Source organism: Marinobacter confluentis (assembly GCF_004785685.1).
Taxonomy (GTDB): Bacteria; Pseudomonadota; Gammaproteobacteria; order Pseudomonadales; family Oleiphilaceae; genus Marinobacter; species Marinobacter confluentis.
In genome coordinates this window covers 97,160-115,165 of record NZ_SRPF01000004.1, presented here as the reverse complement: position 1 = coordinate 115,165, position 18,006 = coordinate 97,160, and the positions used below count along the sequence as shown (strand labels likewise).

The following is an 18,006-nucleotide window of genomic DNA, read 5'->3' as shown; positions in this document are numbered from 1 at the left end:
TTATCGCGCTGTGAGGGCAGGCTGTTTTTCGGTCAGCCGTTCCCGGGGGAAATGACAGATAAACTCGCTGCCCTGGCCAATATGACTGCGAATGTCCAGCTTTCCGTCGTGGTTGATCAGTACGTGTTTGACAATGGCCAGACCGAGGCCGGTACCACCGGTTTTCTGGTGGCGGCTCGGGTCGGCCCTGTAGAAACGTTCGGTGAGGCGCGGTATGTGTACGGGGTCAATGCCGATACCGGTGTCCCGGACGGACAGATGGGCCCCATCGCGATCGGTTTTCCAGTCGACAGTGATGGTCCCGCCCGCCGGGGTGTACTTGACGGCATTGAAGATCAGGTTTGAAAAGGCACTTCGCAACTGGCTTTCGTCACCTTTGAGCCAATGACGCTCGCTGACGCTGACCCGGAAGTCATGTTTCTTGTCGCCGCTGAGCACCTCAGCATCGTGACAGATCTGGCGGATCATGCTGTTAACGTCGGTCACCGAATCATTGAGGGTCTGCTCGCCGGTTTCGATCTTGGACAACAGAATCAGGTCGGTAATCAGCGCTTCCATGCGGGATGACTGCTGGGCCATGGTGTTGATGGCCCGACGCCATTTCGGTGGCAGTTCCTGGGCGTGATCGACCAGGGTTTCGAGATAGCCACTGATGACGGTCAGCGGTGTGCGCATCTCATGTGATACGTTGCCCACGAAATCCCGCCGCATCTGTTCCAGGTGATACAGCCGGGTAACATCCTTGGCGACAATCAACCGGTCGTTATCGCCAAACAGACTGAATTGCATCTGCAGGCGGATATGGGGCTTGGCCGGGGAATTCAGTTCCAGGGGTTCGCGGTAGTCACGGGCATCAAAGTAGGCCTTGAACGCCGGATTGCGGATCAGGTTCTGGATGTACTGCCCCTGATCCGAGCTCTGGCGAAATCCCAGCAAATGCTCGGCCGAGCCGTTCCACCACTCCATGGCGCCATTGGAATCGGTCATGACCACGCCGTCGTGCATGGCGTTGGTAGATTCCTGCACCCGGTTTATCCGGGCCATAAGTCGGTCTCTTTCCTTGAGATGGTTCTGGTGCAGGCGGTGCAGGCCATCGAACAGATCGCCCCAGAGGCCAATGCTCTGGGGCGCCTCATCACTGGCGCTGGGGTTGTGCAGCCAGAAGTACAGACGCTTGGCCTGAACCAGGGTCCAGACCATATAAATCAGTAGCCCGAGGGTCAGACCATAAAGGGGCTGGCCAAAAAACAGACCGGCCAGGGTTGCGCCCAGAATAAAAACAATGATCCACCGCAGGTACTTTGACCAGTTATGCTGCATTGATTGCTTTCCCAACCGTTTCTGGCAGTTTTTACTGCGTAGACTCGTTAACCGTTTTGCCGTCTACAGGCCTGCCGTGCGCGGGTGGGTCAGGCGGCGCGGGTCGAAAAACGGTAGCCGGTGCCACGCACGGTCTGGATCAGGTGATCATATTGCTCACCAAGGGCTTTACGCAATCGCCGGATGTGGACATCCACGGTGCGCTCCTCAACATAAACGTTGCCACCCCATACCTGATCCAGCAGCTGCGACCGGGTGTAGACCCTTTCCTGGTGCGTCATGAAAAACTGTAAAAGGCGATATTCCGTGGGGCCGATGTTCAGGGCGCCCTGGGTTGTGGTGACGCGATGGCCTATGGGGTCCAGGGTCAGTCCATCCACTTCAACCGGCGTTTCAACGCCGGGAGGCGTGGTGCGGCGCAGCACCGCTTTCAGACGGGCGACCAGTTCCCGGGGTGAAAACGGTTTGGTGATGTAGTCGTCCGCGCCCACTTCCAGGCCCTGGATCTTGTTGTCTTCCTCGACCTTCGCCGTCAGCATGATAATGGGTATTTCCGACGTTGCCTCTTCTTTCTTAAGGCGACGGGCGAGCTCGACGCCACTGGTGCCGGGCAGCATCCAGTCCAGCAGAATCAGGTCGGGCTGTTTGTCGACGATCAGGGAGTGGGCCTCCCGCGCATCCGCCGCTTCCAGGTAGTTGTAATCGGCCATTTCCAGAGCAACAGCAATCATTTCTCTGATGGACGCCTCGTCATCAACGATGAGGACAGTTTTTCCAGTCATGAGCATTAACCTGTGTCAGACCCTATCAAGATGCGTCCTATTACAACGGGCTCATGTTACAAGTATATGACAGGTTGCGCCCGGGCGTTGGCAAGCTCACGCCAGGACCCGGTCGATCAGTAGGCCCAGAAACACCGCAAAACCCGCCCAGTTGTTGTTCAGAAAGGCTTTGAAGCAGCCCTCCCGGTCACGGAAACGGGCCAGGTGCTGCTGGAAAACAAACAGGCAGGCCATGACGATTACGCCGAGATAGTAAACGCTGCCCAGTTCCGCCTGCCGGCCAACCAACAGAAGAATCAGCACCACCATGGCCTGCAGCACCGCGATTACCGCCCGGTCACCGTCTCCGAACAGTATGGCGGTCGATTTGACGCCGATTTTCAGATCGTCGTCCCGGTCTACCATGGCGTAAAAGGTATCGTAGGCGACAGTCCACAACACGTTGGCGGTAAACAGCAGCCAGGCCAGGCGGGAAATGTCACCGGCTTCGGCCGCCCAGGCCATGGGAATGGCCCAGGAAAACGCGGCCCCCAGGAATAATTGCGGCAGGTGCGTGTAGCGCTTCATGAAGGGGTATATGAACGCGAGCACCACGCCACCGAAGGACAGATAGAGCGTCAGCGTGTTGGTGAACAACACCACCATCAGAAATGCCACCAGACAGATGCCGGCAAACAGGGCGACCGCTTCCCAGGGCTGGATGCGGCCCGAGGTCAGGGGGCGGTCTTTGGTGCGTTTTACGTGCCGGTCAACCTTGCGGTCGGCAAAATCATTGATGGCGCAGCCGGCAGCGCGCATCAGGAACACGCCCAGCGTAAACACAAGCAGGTTGCCAATCTGTGGCACGCCGTCGGCGGCCAGCCAGAGTGCCCAGTAGGTTGGCCACAGCAGCAGCAGGCTGCCGATAGGGCGGTTCAGCCTCAAAAGCAGGGCATAGTCATTGAGGCGTGCCTTGATATCAGGTCCGTTATTCAGCATAAAAGTGTCCGTGGGGCAGAAAATATTCTCCGACCAGCAGGGTCCGGTCACCGCTGTAGAACCGGGAGCGACGGGCAGCGCGAGGCTGTTCGGGCGTTTGCCGCTGGCACAGGCCAGTTTCGAACAGGCCTCTGTGCCACTCGGTATTGCTGAAAAGATAGGCGCCCAGTGGCTGCCTGCCAAGATGCCGCAGGCGTCGCCCTTTGCCAGTCAGCGTTGCCATGGGGATGATGGTTCGCGCCAGAACCCAGGGCTGGTCGTCCCCGAGCAGGCAGACTTCGCGAATCCAGGCATGGTTTCTGGGAGACAGGCCCAGGGTCCTTGATTCTTCCCGGCTGGGGCGGGCATAGCCTTCGCGCATCACTTCTACACGAAAACTGCGCTCACACCTCAGTTGCAGGGCCCGGGTCAGGGAGCCCTCCAGCTTCAGCCAGTGCCCCAGTTCGCCATGGATGACCGGGTCGTTAAGACCGGCGGCGGCAAAAGACTGGTACCAGTGGGTGTCGGGTATTTGAAGCCTGGTGATGGCGTCAGAGTCCTTTGACGGCATAAATTCCCGGTGCGTTTCTCCAGTAACCCTTGTAGTCCATACCGAATCCGAACAGGAAGCGGTCTTCCACGGTCAGACCAGTGAAATCGGCTTTTAGCCCCGGCCTCGCCTTACGGTCGTGCTGCTTGTCCACCAGCACCGCTGTGAGCACTTCTGCGGCACCATGGGCCTTGCAGTAATCCGCAATAGCGCAAAGAGTCGTACCTTCGTCGAGAATGTCGTCGACGATAATAATCGTCCGGCCGTTCATGTCCACTTCCGGGCGAAGTTTCCATTCCAGAATGCCGCCCGTGGTTTCCTGCCGGTAACGGGTTGCGTGGAGGTATTCTGCCTGCACCGGGAATTTGAGCATGGGCAATAGTTGGCCCGTGAGGATCAGACCTCCGTTCATTACACAAAGCAGAAGTGGGTTAGTCTCCCGCAACCGTTCGGTGATGTCGGCGGCCATGGTGCGGATGGCGGAATGAACGCGGTTTTCGTCAACCAGGCAGTCGGCTTCAGCCATTACCTGGTTCAGTTCGTCGACGGTGTCGGTCATTACAATTGTTCCTGCCTGCAAACGGCAGAGTATACCTAAGGAGAAGCGCTGAAGGGAGGGGCAGGGCGCCCGGTCAGTCTTGATAGCCATCAACCTTGGTCACGATAGTTATCAGCCTGTGCCTGGATGATTGGTCTGGCTCGCGGCGATGGGTATGATGAGCAGCCTACAGTTTAAAAAACGCGGAGATGATTATGAAGAAGTGGCAGTGCGTAGTATGCGGGTTTATCTATGACGAAGCCGAAGGCTGGCCGGATGACGGCATTGCACCGGGCACCGCCTGGGAAGACGTGCCTGAAGACTGGGAATGCCCGGACTGTGGCGTTGGCAAGGAAGACTTTGAAATGATCGAAATCGGCTAAGGATCATCCAATGAGCACACAAGCGCCCATTGTTATTGTGGGAACCGGGCTGTCCGGCTACACCCTGGCCAGGGAATTGCGCAAGCAGGACAAGCAGACGCCCATCGTAATGGTAACCGCCGATGACGGCGCGAGCTATTCCAAGCCTATGCTGTCTACCGGTTTTACCAAGGGAAAGGACGCCGAGGAACTGATTCAGGCCCCGCCGGAACAGATGGAAGAGCAGCTGGATGTCACCCTGAAAACCTTTGCCACCGTCACCGGTATCGATCCGGACGCCCACCAGCTGCTTCTGGGGGATGAACGCCTGACCTACAGCAAACTGGTACTTGCCTGGGGCGCGGATGTGGTTCGTCTGTCGATTCCCGGAGATGGCAAGGAGCATGTTTTCTCCATCAACGACCTGATGGATTACCGGGCGTTCCGCAAGGCCCTCGATGGCAGTGGCGATGGCGCCCGCCGGGTTGCCATTATGGGCGCGGGCCTGATCGGCTGTGAGTTTGCCAACGACCTGCGCAATGGTGGCCATGAGGTGGATGTGATTGCGCCGGATGACCGTGTTATGCCCGGTCTGTTGCCGGAAGCGGCGGCCGATGCCGTGTTGAGTGGTCTGACCGACCTGGGGGCGAGATTCCATCTGGGCACGGTGGTGGACCATATCGCAACCGCCGATAACGGCGTCAGGCTGACCCTGGCCAACGGCGAAACCCTGGACGCGGATCTGGTGCTGTCGGCCGTGGGGCTGCGGCCAAGAAAGGAACTGGCTGCAGACGCCGGGCTGGACACCGGTCGCGGAATCCTGGTCAACCGGGCGCTGGAAACCTCGGCGGCCGATATCTATTCCCTGGGCGACTGCGCTGAAGTGGACGGCATGGTTCTGCCCTATGTGATGCCGCTGATGGCCTGCGCCCGTGCCCTGGCCAAAACCCTGGCCGGTGATCGCACCGAGGTAGCCTACGGCACCATGCCGGTCATTGTGAAAACACCCTCGTGCCCCACTGCCGTCTGCCCCCCCTCGGCAGACGCGGAAGGCGACTGGGAAATTGAAGCCGATGGCCAGAACGTGCGTGCGTTATTCAAGTCCGGCGACGGGCAGATTCTCGGTTTTGCCGTAACTGGCAGCTACGCCGTGGAAAAACAGGCCCTTTCAAAGGAAGTGCCGCCGATACACGGCTAGGCCGGACAGGAGAAGGCATGCTTGACGTAACCCGCAAGTTAGTGGAATTGCTGGACCTATCCCCCGTTGGGGATGATCATTTCCAGGGCCAGAGTGAGGACCTTGGCTTTCCCAATGTATTCGGTGGCCAGGTGCTGGGCCAGGCGCTGATGGCCGCCGGCCGTACCATCGAGGGCCGCATGCCTCATTCCATGCACGCCTACTTTCTGCGTCCCGGCAACCACCAGTTGCCTATTGACTATGAGGTTCAGCGGGTCCGGGATGGCGGTACCTTTTCCGTTCGTCGGGTTATTGCCCGGCAGGAAGGCAAGGAAATTCTGACCAGTTCAATGTCGTTCCAGGTGGCCGAGGAGGGGTTTGATCACCAGTTTGAAAAACCGGAGGCCCCAGGGCCAGACGGGCTTAAATCGGAACAGGATTACGGAAAACTCCTGGCCCCTCATGTGCCGGAACACCGGCGGGCAACCCTGACCCGGGACCGGCCCATCGAGATCCGGCCCATTGACCCGGTGAATCCATTGCAGCCCGAGGCCCGCCCGCCATACCGCAAAAGCTGGTTCCGGGCCCAGGGTGAACTGCCCGATGACCCCATGCTGCACTGTTGCCTGCTGGCCTATTCTTCAGACTTTGCGTTTCTGGGAACGTCGCTCAACCCCCATGGCGTGACGTTTCTGAGCAAAGGCCTGCAGGTGGCCAGCCTGGACCATGCGATCTGGTTCCACCGCCCGTTTCGCATGGACCAGTGGCTGCTTTATGACAAGGACAGCCCGAGTGCTTCGGGCGGGCGAGGGTTCAATCGTGGCAGCTTCTACGATCAGGACGGTCGTCTTGTGGCCTCCACGGCCCAGGAAGCGCTGATCCGTCAGCGCAGTTGATGCCCTAGCCCAGTTTTCTGGCGGAGCCTTCCGAGTCGAAGGCTTCGATCCAGGCGACCAGTTCATCAATGGGCAGGGGTGGGGTCAGGATAAAGCCCTGAATCATGTCGCAACCCATCTCCTTCAGTAGTTCCAGTGTCCTGGTGTCTTCCACGCCCTCGGCGACCACCACATAGCCCAGGCTGTGGCACATCTCGATGGTGGTGCGGACAATGACCCGGTCGTCTGTCTGGGACAGCAGTTCGGTAATCAGCGACTGGTCGATCTTGATCTCGCTGGCGGGCAACTGCTTGATGTAGGACAGCGACGAATACCCGGAACCGAAATCGTCAATCGACAGCGGAATACCGGTGCTGTGCAGCGAGTTCAGCGCCCGCAGGGAATTGACCGGGTCCTGCATCATCGAGGTTTCGGTGACTTCCAGGGTGATGGCGCCCCGCACGGAGTGATAGCTGTTCATCAACCGTTGCACAAAGATCGGGAAATCCGGCTCCCGCAGGTTGTTGGGGGAAATGTTAACCGAGATATCCAGCGGCAAGCCCTGTTCATGAAGCTGTGCGCGAAGCTGCAGTGCCTTTTCCAGCACCCAGCGGGTCAGCGGTTTGATCAGGCCAGTCTGCTCTGCGATGGCAACGATCTCGTCCGGGCGGATGGGCGAGCTGCGGCCCGGCCAGCGAATCAGCGCCTCTACCCCGACGATTGTGTGTGATGTCAGTGACAGCTTGGGTTGTAGGTAAAGCTGCAGTTCGTCGTTCTGCAACGCGGCCCGCAGTTCCGATACCAGGGTCAACCGGTCGGCGCTGTAGGAATCCCGGGCAGGCTGGTAGAAAGCCAGGCCCCGATCCCTGGCGTCTTCCGAACCCTGGGCGATGTATGCCCGGCGGATCAGGGTAGTGGCGTCGTCGGCATGATCCGGGTAGATGGCGGTACCGGTGCGCGGATCCAGGGGCAGTTGCATGCCAAGGTAGTCCAGGGGTTCACGGATGGCTTCCAGTGCACGCATCATGGCGTTGGGGGTCTGAATGACTTCGTCGGTGGCGACAACGAAGCCGAAGGTATCGGTTTCCAGTGACGCCAGATAGAAAGTTTGTTTGCCCGATATTTCCACTGCGCAGATGCCTGGCAGTTCCCCCAAGGTTGCGTTGAACCGTTGCGCGGCCAGCTCTATCAGCCGGTCGGTGTTGTGATGCCCAAGGGTTTTGGTGATCGCCTGCAGGTTGGTGAGGTGAATCACCGCAATGGAGTAACGGGTGCGCTGATTGCGGTTGATCAGCTCGTTAATGGCCATTTCCAGGCTGGTGCGGTTTGGCAGCCCGGTCAGTGGGTGGTGCAACGCCTGGTCGATCAGCCGCAGTTCGGCATTACGTCGGGCCGCCATGGCTGAGATTTCCGCCTCCCGGGCTTCCACCTTGTCTTCGCGCTCCTGATATAGCCGGGCTGCCAGCGCGATGGTCAGCAGGATCGCCTCCAGGGCCGAGCCGATCTCGATGCTGTAGGCGGTCAGGAAGTTGTTTGGCAACAGGCCATATTTATTGGCCGCCGCGACCGCACTGCCCAATGTCAGAAGACCCCAGGCCAGGGTGTAGTAGCCGGCCTGGGGGTTGCCCCGGAACCACTGCACCGGGCCAATGACCGTCAGCAGCAGGCAGCTTGGAATGGCCAGCGCCACTGTCACCTGGCTGGCCAGGCTGTAACTGGTGATAAAGGAAATCACGAAAGCACCGATGTTCAGGGCGATGGTCGCCCTGACCATCAGATCCATGGTGGGCCCGGTCTGCCGAAGGTTAAGGAATTCCCGGGAAAACAGCAGTGTGAAAATGACGACCGTGGGCACGGTGATCATCATTGCCTGGTTCTGCAGGCCCGGAAAGGCCGGCCAGAGCAGGTGGAAGGCGGTGCCGTTAAGGGTGCTGATCAGCAGCAAATAGCCTGCGGTGGATAGCACATAAAGCAGGTACATGCGCTCGCGCAGGGCCAGGAAAACAAACAGGTTGAAGAAAATGACCGACAGCAGAATGCCGTAATAGACGGAGTGAAGCTGGTCCTCAATGGAGACCTTTTCGAAGAAATCGCCGGGGGTCCAAAGGCGCATGGGGATCTGCATGGCGCCCTGGGTTTTCACCTGCAGAACAATCTCATAGGTATTGCCGGGGCTGGTGTCGAACGGGAACAGGAAATGCCGGTGCGCCACGGGGCGCTGTTCAAACGGGTAGCGGTCGCCGGTGACTATCCGCTGTTTGAGCTGCCCGTTTTCCAGCAGGTAAAAGGTAATGTCATCAAGCTGAGGGTAGCGGATTTCAAGCAGTTCCCGGTCACCGGTCAGGTCCGGAACGGAGAAACGGAGCCACACCGTATCGGAAATGTATCCGAAGTTGGGGCTCTCTTCTTCCAGTGTCTGCCAACGATCAGAAGCCTGTGCTTCTGTGAGATCCATCTGCTGCGAAGGTGCCACCCGGAGATATTCCGCCTCCGGGATTGCGTAGCCCTGTGTGTCGGGGCTTGCCTGGATGTTGAAAGCCATCATGATCAATACGCCCGCCAGGGCGAAATACTGAGCAATTTGGCGCACGTTCAACCATTTTTATAGTGAGTTTTCGACAATTATGACCTCAAGCGTCGGGTCGCTCAAGGTCGAATTGACATGCTTTCGCAATTATGGCGCTCCCGGTATCTGGCGTTAGAGTAGTGCCAGCCACTCCCGTGACCAGTCCAGAGCCTCTTTTTCTGGCTCAATGGACTCCAGCGCATCGATTTTCAGGGTGTTCCCGATTTTGCGGGCGCCGGTTCCCAGAAACGCCTCTTCCATCAGGTCCCCCGCGCTACAAAAGGTATCGCCGTAGGAGCTGTCTCCCAGCACGATAACGCCAAAAGGCCGTCCCGGCTGCTGGGGCAGGGTTTCCCGCAGGTCCAGGTAAAACGGCAGCAGATTTGGCGGCACTTCGCCCTGTCCGGTGGTGGAGGTACAGATCAGCACAGGGTCGTTGTTATCGGTGATGTCCGTCAGCTCGGGCTGCTCGTTGACGACCAGGGTATGGCCTTCCGGCTCCAGTGCTTTTTTCAGTTCCCGGGCGGTGATCAGAGCGCCCCCATAGACGCTGCCAACCAGAATTCGGATTGAAGCCATACTGCATCCTGTCTTGGTTAGTTGTCGGCCAGGGCCGTACCGGATTCCTGGGTTCTGACTCTTGGGGCGATCCGGTCGCGGCCGCTCTCTTTGGCGCTGTATAGATGAAGATCGGCCTGCTTCAACAGCTCGTTAATCGAGCCGGTTTTGGCAATCGAGCAGACTCCGGCGCTAATAGTAACGGGCATGGCCTGTCCGGCAAAACTGAATTCGTGCCGGGAGACTCGTTGGCGCAGGCGTTCGGCCAGTGTCAGGGCCTGCAGCAGTGAGGTGTCTGGCAGAAGAATCAGGAATTCCTCACCGCCCCAGCGGGCGGCCACGTCAGTCTGGCGGATGACCGATTGCATCAGGGCCGCAAAGTCTCGCAACACCTGGTCGCCGGCATCGTGGCCGTGTCGGTCGTTAATCTGTTTGAACAGGTCCAGGTCAATTAGCGCAACCGAGAAGTGATGCCCGGAGCGCTGGTAGCGGGACAGCTCTTCATTCAGCCGGTGATGCATATCCCGTCGGTTCGACAGGCCGGTCAGTTCATCGGTACTGGCGGCAAACTTGTGGGCCAGGGCCATGTCCATCAGTTCTTTTCGGGCGTTCAGGCGCGAGGCCTCCAGAACAAAGCAGAAGATGGATTCAAAGGCCAGGGTGGCGAAAAAACGGATCTTGAAATCCGTGCTGTATTCTGCCGTAACGAATGGCAGCTGCGGAAACTGGAACACCACAACGGCTATCAGAACGCAGAATAACAGCACTGCGGTGCCGGTTTTCAGGTCCGTGAGGTAAAACAGCAGGGGCGGGAAAACATAGAACCACAGCGGCCCGGTGTTGCTTTCACCCCCGGTAATGATCAGGTAGCCGAACAGCAGCCCGACAATGGAAATGAGCCCGCCTTTCTGTCGGGCCCGGTTACCTGTCTGGGCGTAGACCAGCATGTTGGCGACCACAAACGCCCCGAAGGCCCAGAGTACCCAGGCATGGGTGTGGTGCTCGGCAAACCATGCCTTGCCGCCAATGCCCAGCAGAAAAAGCACGGCCATGACTGAAAGCCCCGTAAGCAGGCGCGATACACGGGCCTCTTCGCTTTCATCGGCGATCTGGTGGCTGGGTTGCTGGAGACTGGCCATGGTTTTTATGGGTTCTTTTAGCTCAGGTTGATAGGGACCCAAGTTAGCGCACTCCGGTACCTTTAACAGTGACTTCGGTCAAAGTCGTGCTTTATGACCGTTATGTTTCATTTTTATGTCAAAAATTTTATAGTTCGCACGCGTATCCGGGCGATAACGACCCAACCCCCTCCCAGCTGTGAGACCGACCTGCTATGGCCAACAATACAGGATTCCTCGACACCCTCCTGACCAGCCCATCCACCGAGCGCTACCGGATCGGATTCAGTTTTCTGTTCCTGCTGGGGGTGTTTCTGGTTGTCGGTCAGATCAGTGCAGGCATGCCGAACAGTATGCTGTTGATGGCTGCCGCCGTCATCGGCGGATATATGGCTATTAACATCGGTGCCAACGATGTCGCGAACAACGTGGGCCCTGCCGTGGGTTCGGGTGCGCTTACCCTCGGTGGTGCGGTGGTGATCGCCGCCGTTTTTGAAGCGGCTGGTGCCCTTATTGCCGGTGGTGATGTGGTGTCCACCATCAAGGGTGGGATTATCTCGGCAGAGCGGCTGGACGATGCCAGTACCTTTGTCTGGCTGATGACCGCTGCGCTGCTTGCCGGTGCTTTGTGGCTGAACCTGGCAACCTGGATGGGTGCTCCGGTCTCCACCACTCACTCCATTGTTGGGGGTGTTCTGGGTGCCGGTATTGCTGCCGGTGGCTGGGGCATTGCCGATTGGGCCGTTATGGGCAAGATTGTCGCCAGCTGGGTCATCTCGCCGGTCATGGGCGGCGTCCTTGCAGCATTGTTCCTCTATGCCCTGAAGCGGACCGTACTTTACCGAAAGGACCTGGTCGCGTCGGCGCGGACCTTCGTGCCCTGGCTGGTGGCCATCATGGCCTGGGCTTTTGGCACCTACCTGATGGTTAAAGGCGTCAAGAAAATCGTAAAAGTGGACTTCATGGAGGCCACACTGGTAGGTCTGGCCCTGGCGGCTGTTATTTTTGTGGCCATGAGGGTCCTGGTCAGTCGCCGGGCGGCCACCATGGAAAACAGCGCCGCCGGGGTGAACGAGCTGTTCACCTGGCCGATGATTTTCGCCGCTGCCCTGCTGAGTTTCGCCCATGGTGCCAACGACGTGGCCAATGCCATAGGCCCGCTGGCGGCCATCAATGATGCGCTGTCTGCCGGTGCTGTTGTGACCTCGGCGGCCATTCCCCTCTGGGTGATGCTGGTGGGGGCTCTGGGCCTGGCGGTGGGCCTGATGCTGTTCGGGCCGCGCCTGATCAAAACGGTGGGCAGCGAGATTACCGAGCTGGACAAGACCCGCGCCTTCTGTATTGCGCTGTCAGCGGCGCTGACCGTGATCATTGCATCGCAGCTCGGGTTGCCGGTCAGCTCCACGCATATCGCGGTGGGCGGAGTGTTTGGTGTTGGCTTCCTGCGGGAATACCTCAAGCGCAATTACGCCACCCAGTTGCACAGCATCATGGAAAGTCACGACGAGAAGGAGCAGGAAAAGCTGCGGCCATTCCTGGAGGATTTCCGCAATGCGTCAGTGGAAGAAATGGAGCGGCTGCTGCAGGCCAGCAAGAAAAAGAAGCAGATGCCGTTGTCCAAAAAGGAACGCAAGCGGCTGAAAAAGATCTACCGGGAAGAAATGGTCAAGCGGTCCCACCTGACACGGATTGTCGCCGCGTGGATTATTACGGTTCCAGTGTCGGCAATCCTGGCAGCCATTCTGTTCTTTACCATTCGCGGGCTGCTGATCTGATCGGTACGGGTCTGGCGCCGCCCTGGCGTTTTGGCCCATACTAGACGCTATCGCAGCGGAGCTCTGTGCTCCGAAATGTTTGTCTGTCCGGGGATGAATGAATGAGTTCAGCTTCAGAAAGCCGTCAGGCCAGGGTTATTGACGAGCTCAGGGTATTTATCAAGAAAGTCCTGAGTGACCCGACCATCGCCGTTAAATCCGTTGAGATTGCCCGTAAATACCGGGATCAGCCCAATGCCAACGAACTGATCGCCCGGGAAATCAGCGCTAACACCAATATCCGCATTCCGGAGAGCTGGAGCGACGCAGACCGCATGTTTCTGGATATTCTGGATGAAGTGCTGGACGACGAAGAGGCCCTCTACTGAGGGCTGGCTGCCATCTGGTGCAGAATGCTGATCTCGTCCTGGATCTCTGGCTCGGTGGCCAGCTCTCTCTGCTCAGCCAGAATGTCCGCCAGAATCTCGCGGGTGGTTAGCGGGTTGGCCAGCACCACCCGGAACACGATGCACGGAAAATGATCGTGCCGGGCCGGCTCCAGCCTTGTCCGTGACACAAATGCCTTGCCCCGTTCCCGCTGGGTTTTCTGAATGAACTTGGTGATGCGATTCAGGCAGGTATTTATTTTCTCGGACTGGTCCGCCGTCGCCCTTGCCAGGGCGTCCTGCACGTTTTTCGGGCAGAAACGGTAGGTCAGAATATTCAGTTCCGGCTGGGTAACCAGCTCAAAATCCTGCTCGTTATCGATCATCTCCGCAAAGGTGCGGGCCTTGTCGATCCCCTGATCAATCAGAATTTCATAGCCTTCCCGCGCCAGTATTTTCAGTCCTGACTGGATCAGCATGGACATGCCGGGGCGTGAGCCTTCCAGAGTGGTGCTGCCGAGGTCGCGGGACCCTTTACGGATGATGTACTGGGCGTGATGCTCCACGGCACTGGCCAGTGACGGATCGCGGAAGACCACCAGCCCGGCGCCCATGGGTACGTAAAGCTGTTTGTGGGCATCGAAGGTGACCGAGTCCGCTTTTTCAATACCCCGCATCAGATGGCGATGGGTCCGCGAAAACAGCGTCGGCCCGCCCCAGGCAGCGTCCACATGGAAATGGGCGCCGAACTCCCGGGCAATGTCCGCCATGGCGTCCAGAGGATCAACGTTGCCGGTTTCGGTGGTGCCGGCAATGCCGCAGATGGCAATAACCCGGATTTTCTGGCGATGGAGCTCGATGCACTTTTCGCGCAGGGCGTCGGTCTGGATCTTGTTATCGTCATCGGTATCCACCGGCACCAGGAATTCACGCCCCAGCCCCAGTACATCCGCGGCTTTGCGCAGGGAATAGTGTCCGCGCCGGGATACCAGAATGGCCGCGCCTTCACAGCCGTAGTAACGCAGGGCGCGGAACAGGCCTTCCTGGTGAATGCCGCGAAAACTGCCTTCCGCCGGAAACGCATTGTTACGGGCCACCCAGAGCGCGGTCAGGTTGGCCACCGTGCCGCCGGAGCACATGGCGCCCAGGGCATGGCGGGGGTCGTGCATCCACTTACGGTAAAAGGCGCCGTCCTGCTCGTAGACCAGCCGGTGAATCATGCCCAGTACCTGGCGTTCCATGGGCGTGAAGGCCTTGGAGGTCTCGGTTTTCACCAGGTTCTGGTTCAGGGCAATCATGATTTTGGACAGCGGCAGCATAAAATAGGGCAGCGCTGACGTCATGTGACCGATAAAGCTGGGGGAAGCCGTGTGAACCGAGTTGGCAACCAGTTTTTCCAGAAGGAACTGTGCCTGCTCCGACACGAAAATGGGCTTCTCGGGAATGGCGTAGTCGGAGAAGTCTTTTTCGACTTCAGACAGGTCCCGCTCAACCGCGACAATATGTTCCTGGAGGAAGCCGGCGAGGTTGCGGGAAATATTCTGATCAATGCGGCTCAGGGTTGATTCAGGGGCCTCAGGCACCGTAAACACCCGGTGCATGGCTTCAATCGAGGCCTGGGCCGACTTTTTCTTTCCAGTCATAGCTGCCACACGCTTTCAGTGGTCGACCACAGGCCCTTCCCGGGTGCCCTGTGGAAACTTCGGTTGTTGCCCGGCGGGCCTGGGCGCTGCGTTCCCTGAGGGCTCGTAGTATACGGCCCTGTGCAGCCATACGCTACAGCAGGCTCTGGCTCAGAGGATTTCGCGATGTACGTCCAGGATGGCGGCGTCTATGCGTTCTTCAATGGCTTTCTCGACCTGGTCCAGACGCTCGGAGATCTGCCGTGAGGATTCACCCAGTGCGGCGATGGTCCAGGTCGCGCAGTCCAGGGCGTCCTGGTCTGCGGTTTCAGCAACGGCCAGATCGGGTTCTTTGCCCCATACCGCTTTCAGAGCGGTAAATACCTTGCGCTTTGCTTTCAGGTCATCACAGCCGTAAAGCTGAAAGTGAAGGGTGAGCACCCCGACATGCGGGGTGATTACCGGGTGACTGTCGCTGCTGTCGAGCAGCTTTCGCAATGCATCAGACATGAAACATTCACTGTGTTTGGCGGTGCTTTGCGCTCAGTCTACTACAGGAGTGGCTCTGCCGATAATGCGTGTGGTGTCCAGCCCTGAGGGCAGGTTGCCGTAGTTGAGCCCGCCGGTGTATTCCAGCCGGGAGGCGCAGAAGGCGTCAGCCATGGCGGGGTCAGAGTGGCGCAGCAGCAATGAGGCCTGCATCAGCAGCGCCAACCGGTCGACCAGGTTGCGGGCCCGGTATTCAAAGTCGCTGATGTCGGCAAAGTCGTTCTGTAACTGGGCCAGAAACCGGTCAAAGCGATGATCGCCGCCACGGGCAAGGGCGGCTTCGCTGAAGAAGGCGTCCAGGGTGTCGGGCTCTCTGTGCAATGCCCGCAGAGTATCCAGGCACTGGACATTGCCACTGCCTTCCCAGATCGCATTCACCGGCGATTCCCGCAACAGCCGTGGCATGATGCAGTCCTCCATAACGCCATTGCCGCCCAGGCATTCCATCGCTTCGTAGGCGTGGTTGGGGGTGCGTTTACAGATCCAGTATTTGCCCACCGGCGTGGCCAGCCTGGCCAGCAGGCGCTCGTGCTCGAGATGCTGGTTGTCCAGCGCACGGGCGATTCGCATGGTGAACGTCAGGGCAGCTTCGCTCTCCAGGGCCAGATCAGCCAGCACGTTCTGCATCAGTGGCTGCTGGTTCAGGCGCTGGCCAAAGGCGCTTCGATGGCGACAATGATGAGTTGCCTGGGCAACGGCCTGGCGCATGCCGGCGGAACTGCCAATCATGCAGTCGAACCGGGTCATGGCGACCATTTCGATGATGGTGGGCACGCCGCGGCCTTCTTCGCCCACCATCCAGGCCAGAGCGCCCCGTATTTCCACTTCGCTGGAGGCGTTGGCGACATTGCCCATCTTGTTCTTGAGCCGCTGGATCTGCCAGGGGTTCTTGCTGCCATCCGGGCGCCAGCGTGGCATCAGGAAGCAGGACAGGCCACTGCGGGTCTGAGCCAGAATCAGAAAGGCATCACACATGGGAGCCGACACGAACCATTTGTGGCCGACCAGTTCGTAGGCCTGGCCCGGGCCCTCCGCGCCAATGGCACTGGCGCGTGTGGAGTTGGCCCGTACATCGCTGCCACCCTGTTTCTCGGTCATCGCCATGCCGATGGTAACCGACTGCTTCTCGCTGTCCGGGCGGTTGGCGGGATCGTAGGCGTTGGCCAGGATTTTCTGTTCCCAGAGCGCCGCCAGTTCCGGCTGTTTGCGAATTGAGGGTATGGCGGCAAAGGTCATGGTGATGGGGCAGCAGTGGGCCGCCTCAACCTGGGAATGCAGGTAGTATTTGGCGGCTCGCGCCGCATGACTGCCCTGGCCGGGGTGGGTCCAGGGGCTGCTGTGCAGGCCCTCTTCCATGGCTTTTGCCATCAGCTGATGGTAGGCGGGATGGAAGTTGACCTGATCAATACGGTGGCCAAAGCGGTCGTGGGTGTCGAACGCAGGCTTGTTGGCGTTGGCCTGGAACCCCAGTTCGATCGAGCTGGCGGCACCTGTCCAGGCGCCAAAGCGTTTTAGGTCTGCCACGGCACCTGCGGCGCCTTCCCGGGTGACCGATTCTTTCAGGGCGATGTCCTGCTCAAACAGGTTGTAGTTCTGCAGCGCCGGCGGCTGGTTGAACACCTCGTGGGTGCTGGCCGGATCCGCTGCATCGCCCGGGTGGGTCAGTTTATTGCCTGGCGCTGGCTGCGGGGCGGTCATGTTTACCTCCGGTTGCCAGTCAGCCCCTGCATACAAAAACAGATGATGGAGTCGACCAGCGGATGACTGTCGTTATTGCCGGCCAGAGAGTCCGCATCGACCACAGATGGTGATAGGGGGCCTACCAGGCTTTCGGCGATGGCTCCCACCAGGCAGGTGCTGCTCTGGTTGGCCTGTTGTTGCGGCAGACTCCCTTCCGCGATGCCTTCTTCGATGGCACGTTCAAATAATTCTGCGTAAGCGCGCCGGAACCTCAGCCGCTCTTCTTCCACTTTCGGGTCCACCGGTTCGGCAATCAGCGACCAGGCCATGGTCGGGCCCCGCAGAGACCTGACGGCAAACTGACGAAGGGCCCGCTCGAGCCTGACAACCGCGTTGCCTTCGCCCTGCAGCGCCTCGGCGACCTTGTCGACCTCCCGCTGGGTGGCGATCCGGAAAATCTCGGCGAACAGATCTTCCTTGGAATCAAAGTGCCGGTAAATTGTGCCTGTGGCCACGCCTGCGCACTCGGCAACGCCGGTTATCGGGGCATTGCGGAAACCGCCTTCAGCGACGCGCTGCTGCGTGCACTCAATGATGCGCTTACGGGCCTCAGCCTTACGATTACGCATCTTTTCAGTTTCACGATAGGCCATTCGGCGTCCTTATAAGTAGTGAACCACTGTTCATTTCTTCAGTCAACGAATATGTCAGTTTCCGATGTTCAGTTTATCCTTTAAAAACAGAGCCATGAAAATAATTACAAAAAATTACAAAAAAGGCTTTAAACAGAAATAGCGCGGTCATCAAAACCGCATTATAAAGACGCCAAGACGGGCCCAGAACTGGCTTCCCGTCGAGTGGGGCGGACAACGCTCCGATCACCGTTTTCGTTGTGGGAGAGACCCATGAGTGAATTCGACGAAGGCAATCTGGAGCAATCCGGAAACTGGTCCATTGATACCGAAGATACCCATTCTGTTGCCGGCCGTGCCCGTATCCGTGCCCAACTGCAGCAGGACATCGAGGCATTCCTGAGCCAGGGCGGCAGAATCGAGGAAGTGGATACAGCATTCAGAAGCGATGCGCCAAGAAAGGTTGAACTGGGCTTTAACAACCGCTCGCTCTGAAGTCGCCCTGAAAAAGGGCCAGTTCGGGTGCCTGATGTTCTGACGCGGGTCTCAGCGCAATGGAATGATCTGTTCTATGCTGAGG

General features: G+C 58.8%; 18 protein-coding genes. 6 read left to right on the top strand and 12 right to left on the bottom strand.

Features of this window, described 5'->3' with window-relative positions:
- The 5 genes from phoR to E5Q11_RS13595 all read right to left on the bottom strand — a co-directional run bounded on the left by phoR (position 1) and on the right by E5Q11_RS13595 (position 4,168).
- Positions 1 to 1,320: a phosphate regulon sensor histidine kinase PhoR gene (gene phoR, locus E5Q11_RS13615; RefSeq protein ID WP_135803997.1), complete on the bottom strand. Its 1,320-nt coding sequence runs from the start codon at positions 1,318 to 1,320 to the stop codon at positions 1 to 3.
- A gap of 89 nt (positions 1,321 to 1,409) precedes the next feature.
- Positions 1,410 to 2,102, bottom strand: a complete 693-nt coding sequence (gene phoB, locus E5Q11_RS13610; RefSeq protein WP_135803996.1) for a phosphate regulon transcriptional regulator PhoB — start codon at positions 2,100 to 2,102, stop codon at positions 1,410 to 1,412.
- 96 nt (positions 2,103 to 2,198) lie between these two features.
- Positions 2,199 to 3,080: a 4-hydroxybenzoate octaprenyltransferase gene (gene ubiA, locus E5Q11_RS13605; protein WP_135803995.1), complete on the bottom strand. Its 882-nt coding sequence runs from the start codon at positions 3,078 to 3,080 to the stop codon at positions 2,199 to 2,201.
- Complete coding sequence (locus tag E5Q11_RS13600) at positions 3,070 to 3,630, bottom strand: chorismate--pyruvate lyase family protein (RefSeq protein ID WP_135803994.1); 561 nt, start codon at positions 3,628 to 3,630, stop codon at positions 3,070 to 3,072. Before E5Q11_RS13600 ends, ubiA begins: the two co-directional genes overlap by 11 nt.
- On the bottom strand, positions 3,611 to 4,168 hold the full coding sequence (locus tag E5Q11_RS13595) for a hypoxanthine-guanine phosphoribosyltransferase (protein WP_135803993.1): 558 nt from the start codon (positions 4,166 to 4,168) through the stop codon (positions 3,611 to 3,613). The genes E5Q11_RS13600 and E5Q11_RS13595 overlap by 20 nt, the downstream gene beginning before the upstream one ends.
- 194 nt (positions 4,169 to 4,362) lie before the next feature.
- Here E5Q11_RS13595 and E5Q11_RS13590 point away from each other — a divergent pair, with 194 nt between their 5' ends.
- The 3 genes from E5Q11_RS13590 to E5Q11_RS13580 are packed head-to-tail and all read left to right on the top strand — an operon-like array spanning position 4,363 to position 6,582.
- Positions 4,363 to 4,530 carry a rubredoxin gene (locus E5Q11_RS13590; RefSeq protein WP_135803992.1) on the top strand — a complete coding sequence of 56 codons (168 nt, stop codon included), beginning with the start codon at positions 4,363 to 4,365 and terminating at the stop codon, positions 4,528 to 4,530.
- Between the two features lie 10 nt (positions 4,531 to 4,540).
- Entirely contained in the window at positions 4,541 to 5,707 is a 1,167-nt protein-coding gene (locus tag E5Q11_RS13585; protein WP_135803991.1) for an NAD(P)/FAD-dependent oxidoreductase, read from the top strand.
- 17 nt (positions 5,708 to 5,724) lie between these two features.
- Positions 5,725 to 6,582, top strand: a complete 858-nt coding sequence (locus tag E5Q11_RS13580) for an acyl-CoA thioesterase (protein WP_135803990.1) — start codon at positions 5,725 to 5,727, stop codon at positions 6,580 to 6,582.
- Positions 6,583 to 6,586: 4 nt separating this feature from the next.
- On the opposite strand, the gene E5Q11_RS13575 is transcribed toward E5Q11_RS13580, so the two are convergent.
- The 3 genes from E5Q11_RS13575 to E5Q11_RS13565 all read right to left on the bottom strand — a co-directional run bounded on the left by E5Q11_RS13575 (position 6,587) and on the right by E5Q11_RS13565 (position 10,824).
- Positions 6,587 to 9,151 (bottom strand): EAL domain-containing protein, encoded by a 2,565-nt coding sequence (locus E5Q11_RS13575; RefSeq protein WP_318527256.1) that lies wholly within the window; start codon positions 9,149 to 9,151, stop codon positions 6,587 to 6,589.
- Between the two features lie 108 nt (positions 9,152 to 9,259).
- Positions 9,260 to 9,706, bottom strand: a complete 447-nt coding sequence (locus E5Q11_RS13570; RefSeq protein WP_135803989.1) for a flavodoxin domain-containing protein — start codon at positions 9,704 to 9,706, stop codon at positions 9,260 to 9,262.
- Positions 9,707 to 9,723: 17 nt separating this feature from the next.
- Positions 9,724 to 10,824, bottom strand: coding sequence for a GGDEF domain-containing protein (locus E5Q11_RS13565; RefSeq protein WP_135803988.1), 1,101 nt, complete (start codon positions 10,822 to 10,824; stop codon positions 9,724 to 9,726).
- 194 nt (positions 10,825 to 11,018) lie between these two features.
- Here E5Q11_RS13565 and E5Q11_RS13560 point away from each other — a divergent pair, with 194 nt between their 5' ends.
- Positions 11,019 to 12,578, top strand: coding sequence for an inorganic phosphate transporter (locus tag E5Q11_RS13560; RefSeq protein ID WP_135803987.1), 1,560 nt, complete (start codon positions 11,019 to 11,021; stop codon positions 12,576 to 12,578).
- Positions 12,579 to 12,679: 101 nt separating this feature from the next.
- On the top strand, positions 12,680 to 12,946 hold the full coding sequence (locus E5Q11_RS13555) for a hypothetical protein (protein ID WP_135803986.1): 267 nt from the start codon (positions 12,680 to 12,682) through the stop codon (positions 12,944 to 12,946).
- Here E5Q11_RS13555 and panP read toward each other — a convergent pair.
- The 4 genes from panP to E5Q11_RS13535 all read right to left on the bottom strand — a co-directional run bounded on the left by panP (position 12,940) and on the right by E5Q11_RS13535 (position 17,447).
- Positions 12,940 to 14,586: a pyridoxal-dependent aspartate 1-decarboxylase PanP gene (gene panP, locus E5Q11_RS13550; RefSeq protein ID WP_135803985.1), complete on the bottom strand. Its 1,647-nt coding sequence runs from the start codon at positions 14,584 to 14,586 to the stop codon at positions 12,940 to 12,942. The genes E5Q11_RS13555 and panP overlap by 7 nt on opposite strands.
- A gap of 150 nt (positions 14,587 to 14,736) precedes the next feature.
- Positions 14,737 to 15,075, bottom strand: coding sequence for a DUF503 domain-containing protein (locus tag E5Q11_RS13545; protein ID WP_135803984.1), 339 nt, complete (start codon positions 15,073 to 15,075; stop codon positions 14,737 to 14,739).
- A gap of 33 nt (positions 15,076 to 15,108) precedes the next feature.
- Positions 15,109 to 16,812 carry an isovaleryl-CoA dehydrogenase gene (locus tag E5Q11_RS13540; RefSeq protein ID WP_135803983.1) on the bottom strand — a complete coding sequence of 568 codons (1,704 nt, stop codon included), beginning with the start codon at positions 16,810 to 16,812 and terminating at the stop codon, positions 15,109 to 15,111.
- Positions 16,813 to 16,814: 2 nt separating this feature from the next.
- A complete protein-coding gene (locus E5Q11_RS13535; RefSeq protein ID WP_135803982.1) occupies positions 16,815 to 17,447 on the bottom strand; it encodes a TetR/AcrR family transcriptional regulator in 633 nt (210 codons plus the stop codon).
- 252 nt (positions 17,448 to 17,699) lie between these two features.
- Here E5Q11_RS13535 and E5Q11_RS13530 point away from each other — a divergent pair, with 252 nt between their 5' ends.
- Entirely contained in the window at positions 17,700 to 17,921 is a 222-nt protein-coding gene (locus E5Q11_RS13530) for a hypothetical protein (protein ID WP_135803981.1), read from the top strand.
- Positions 17,922 to 18,006 lie beyond the last annotated feature (85 nt).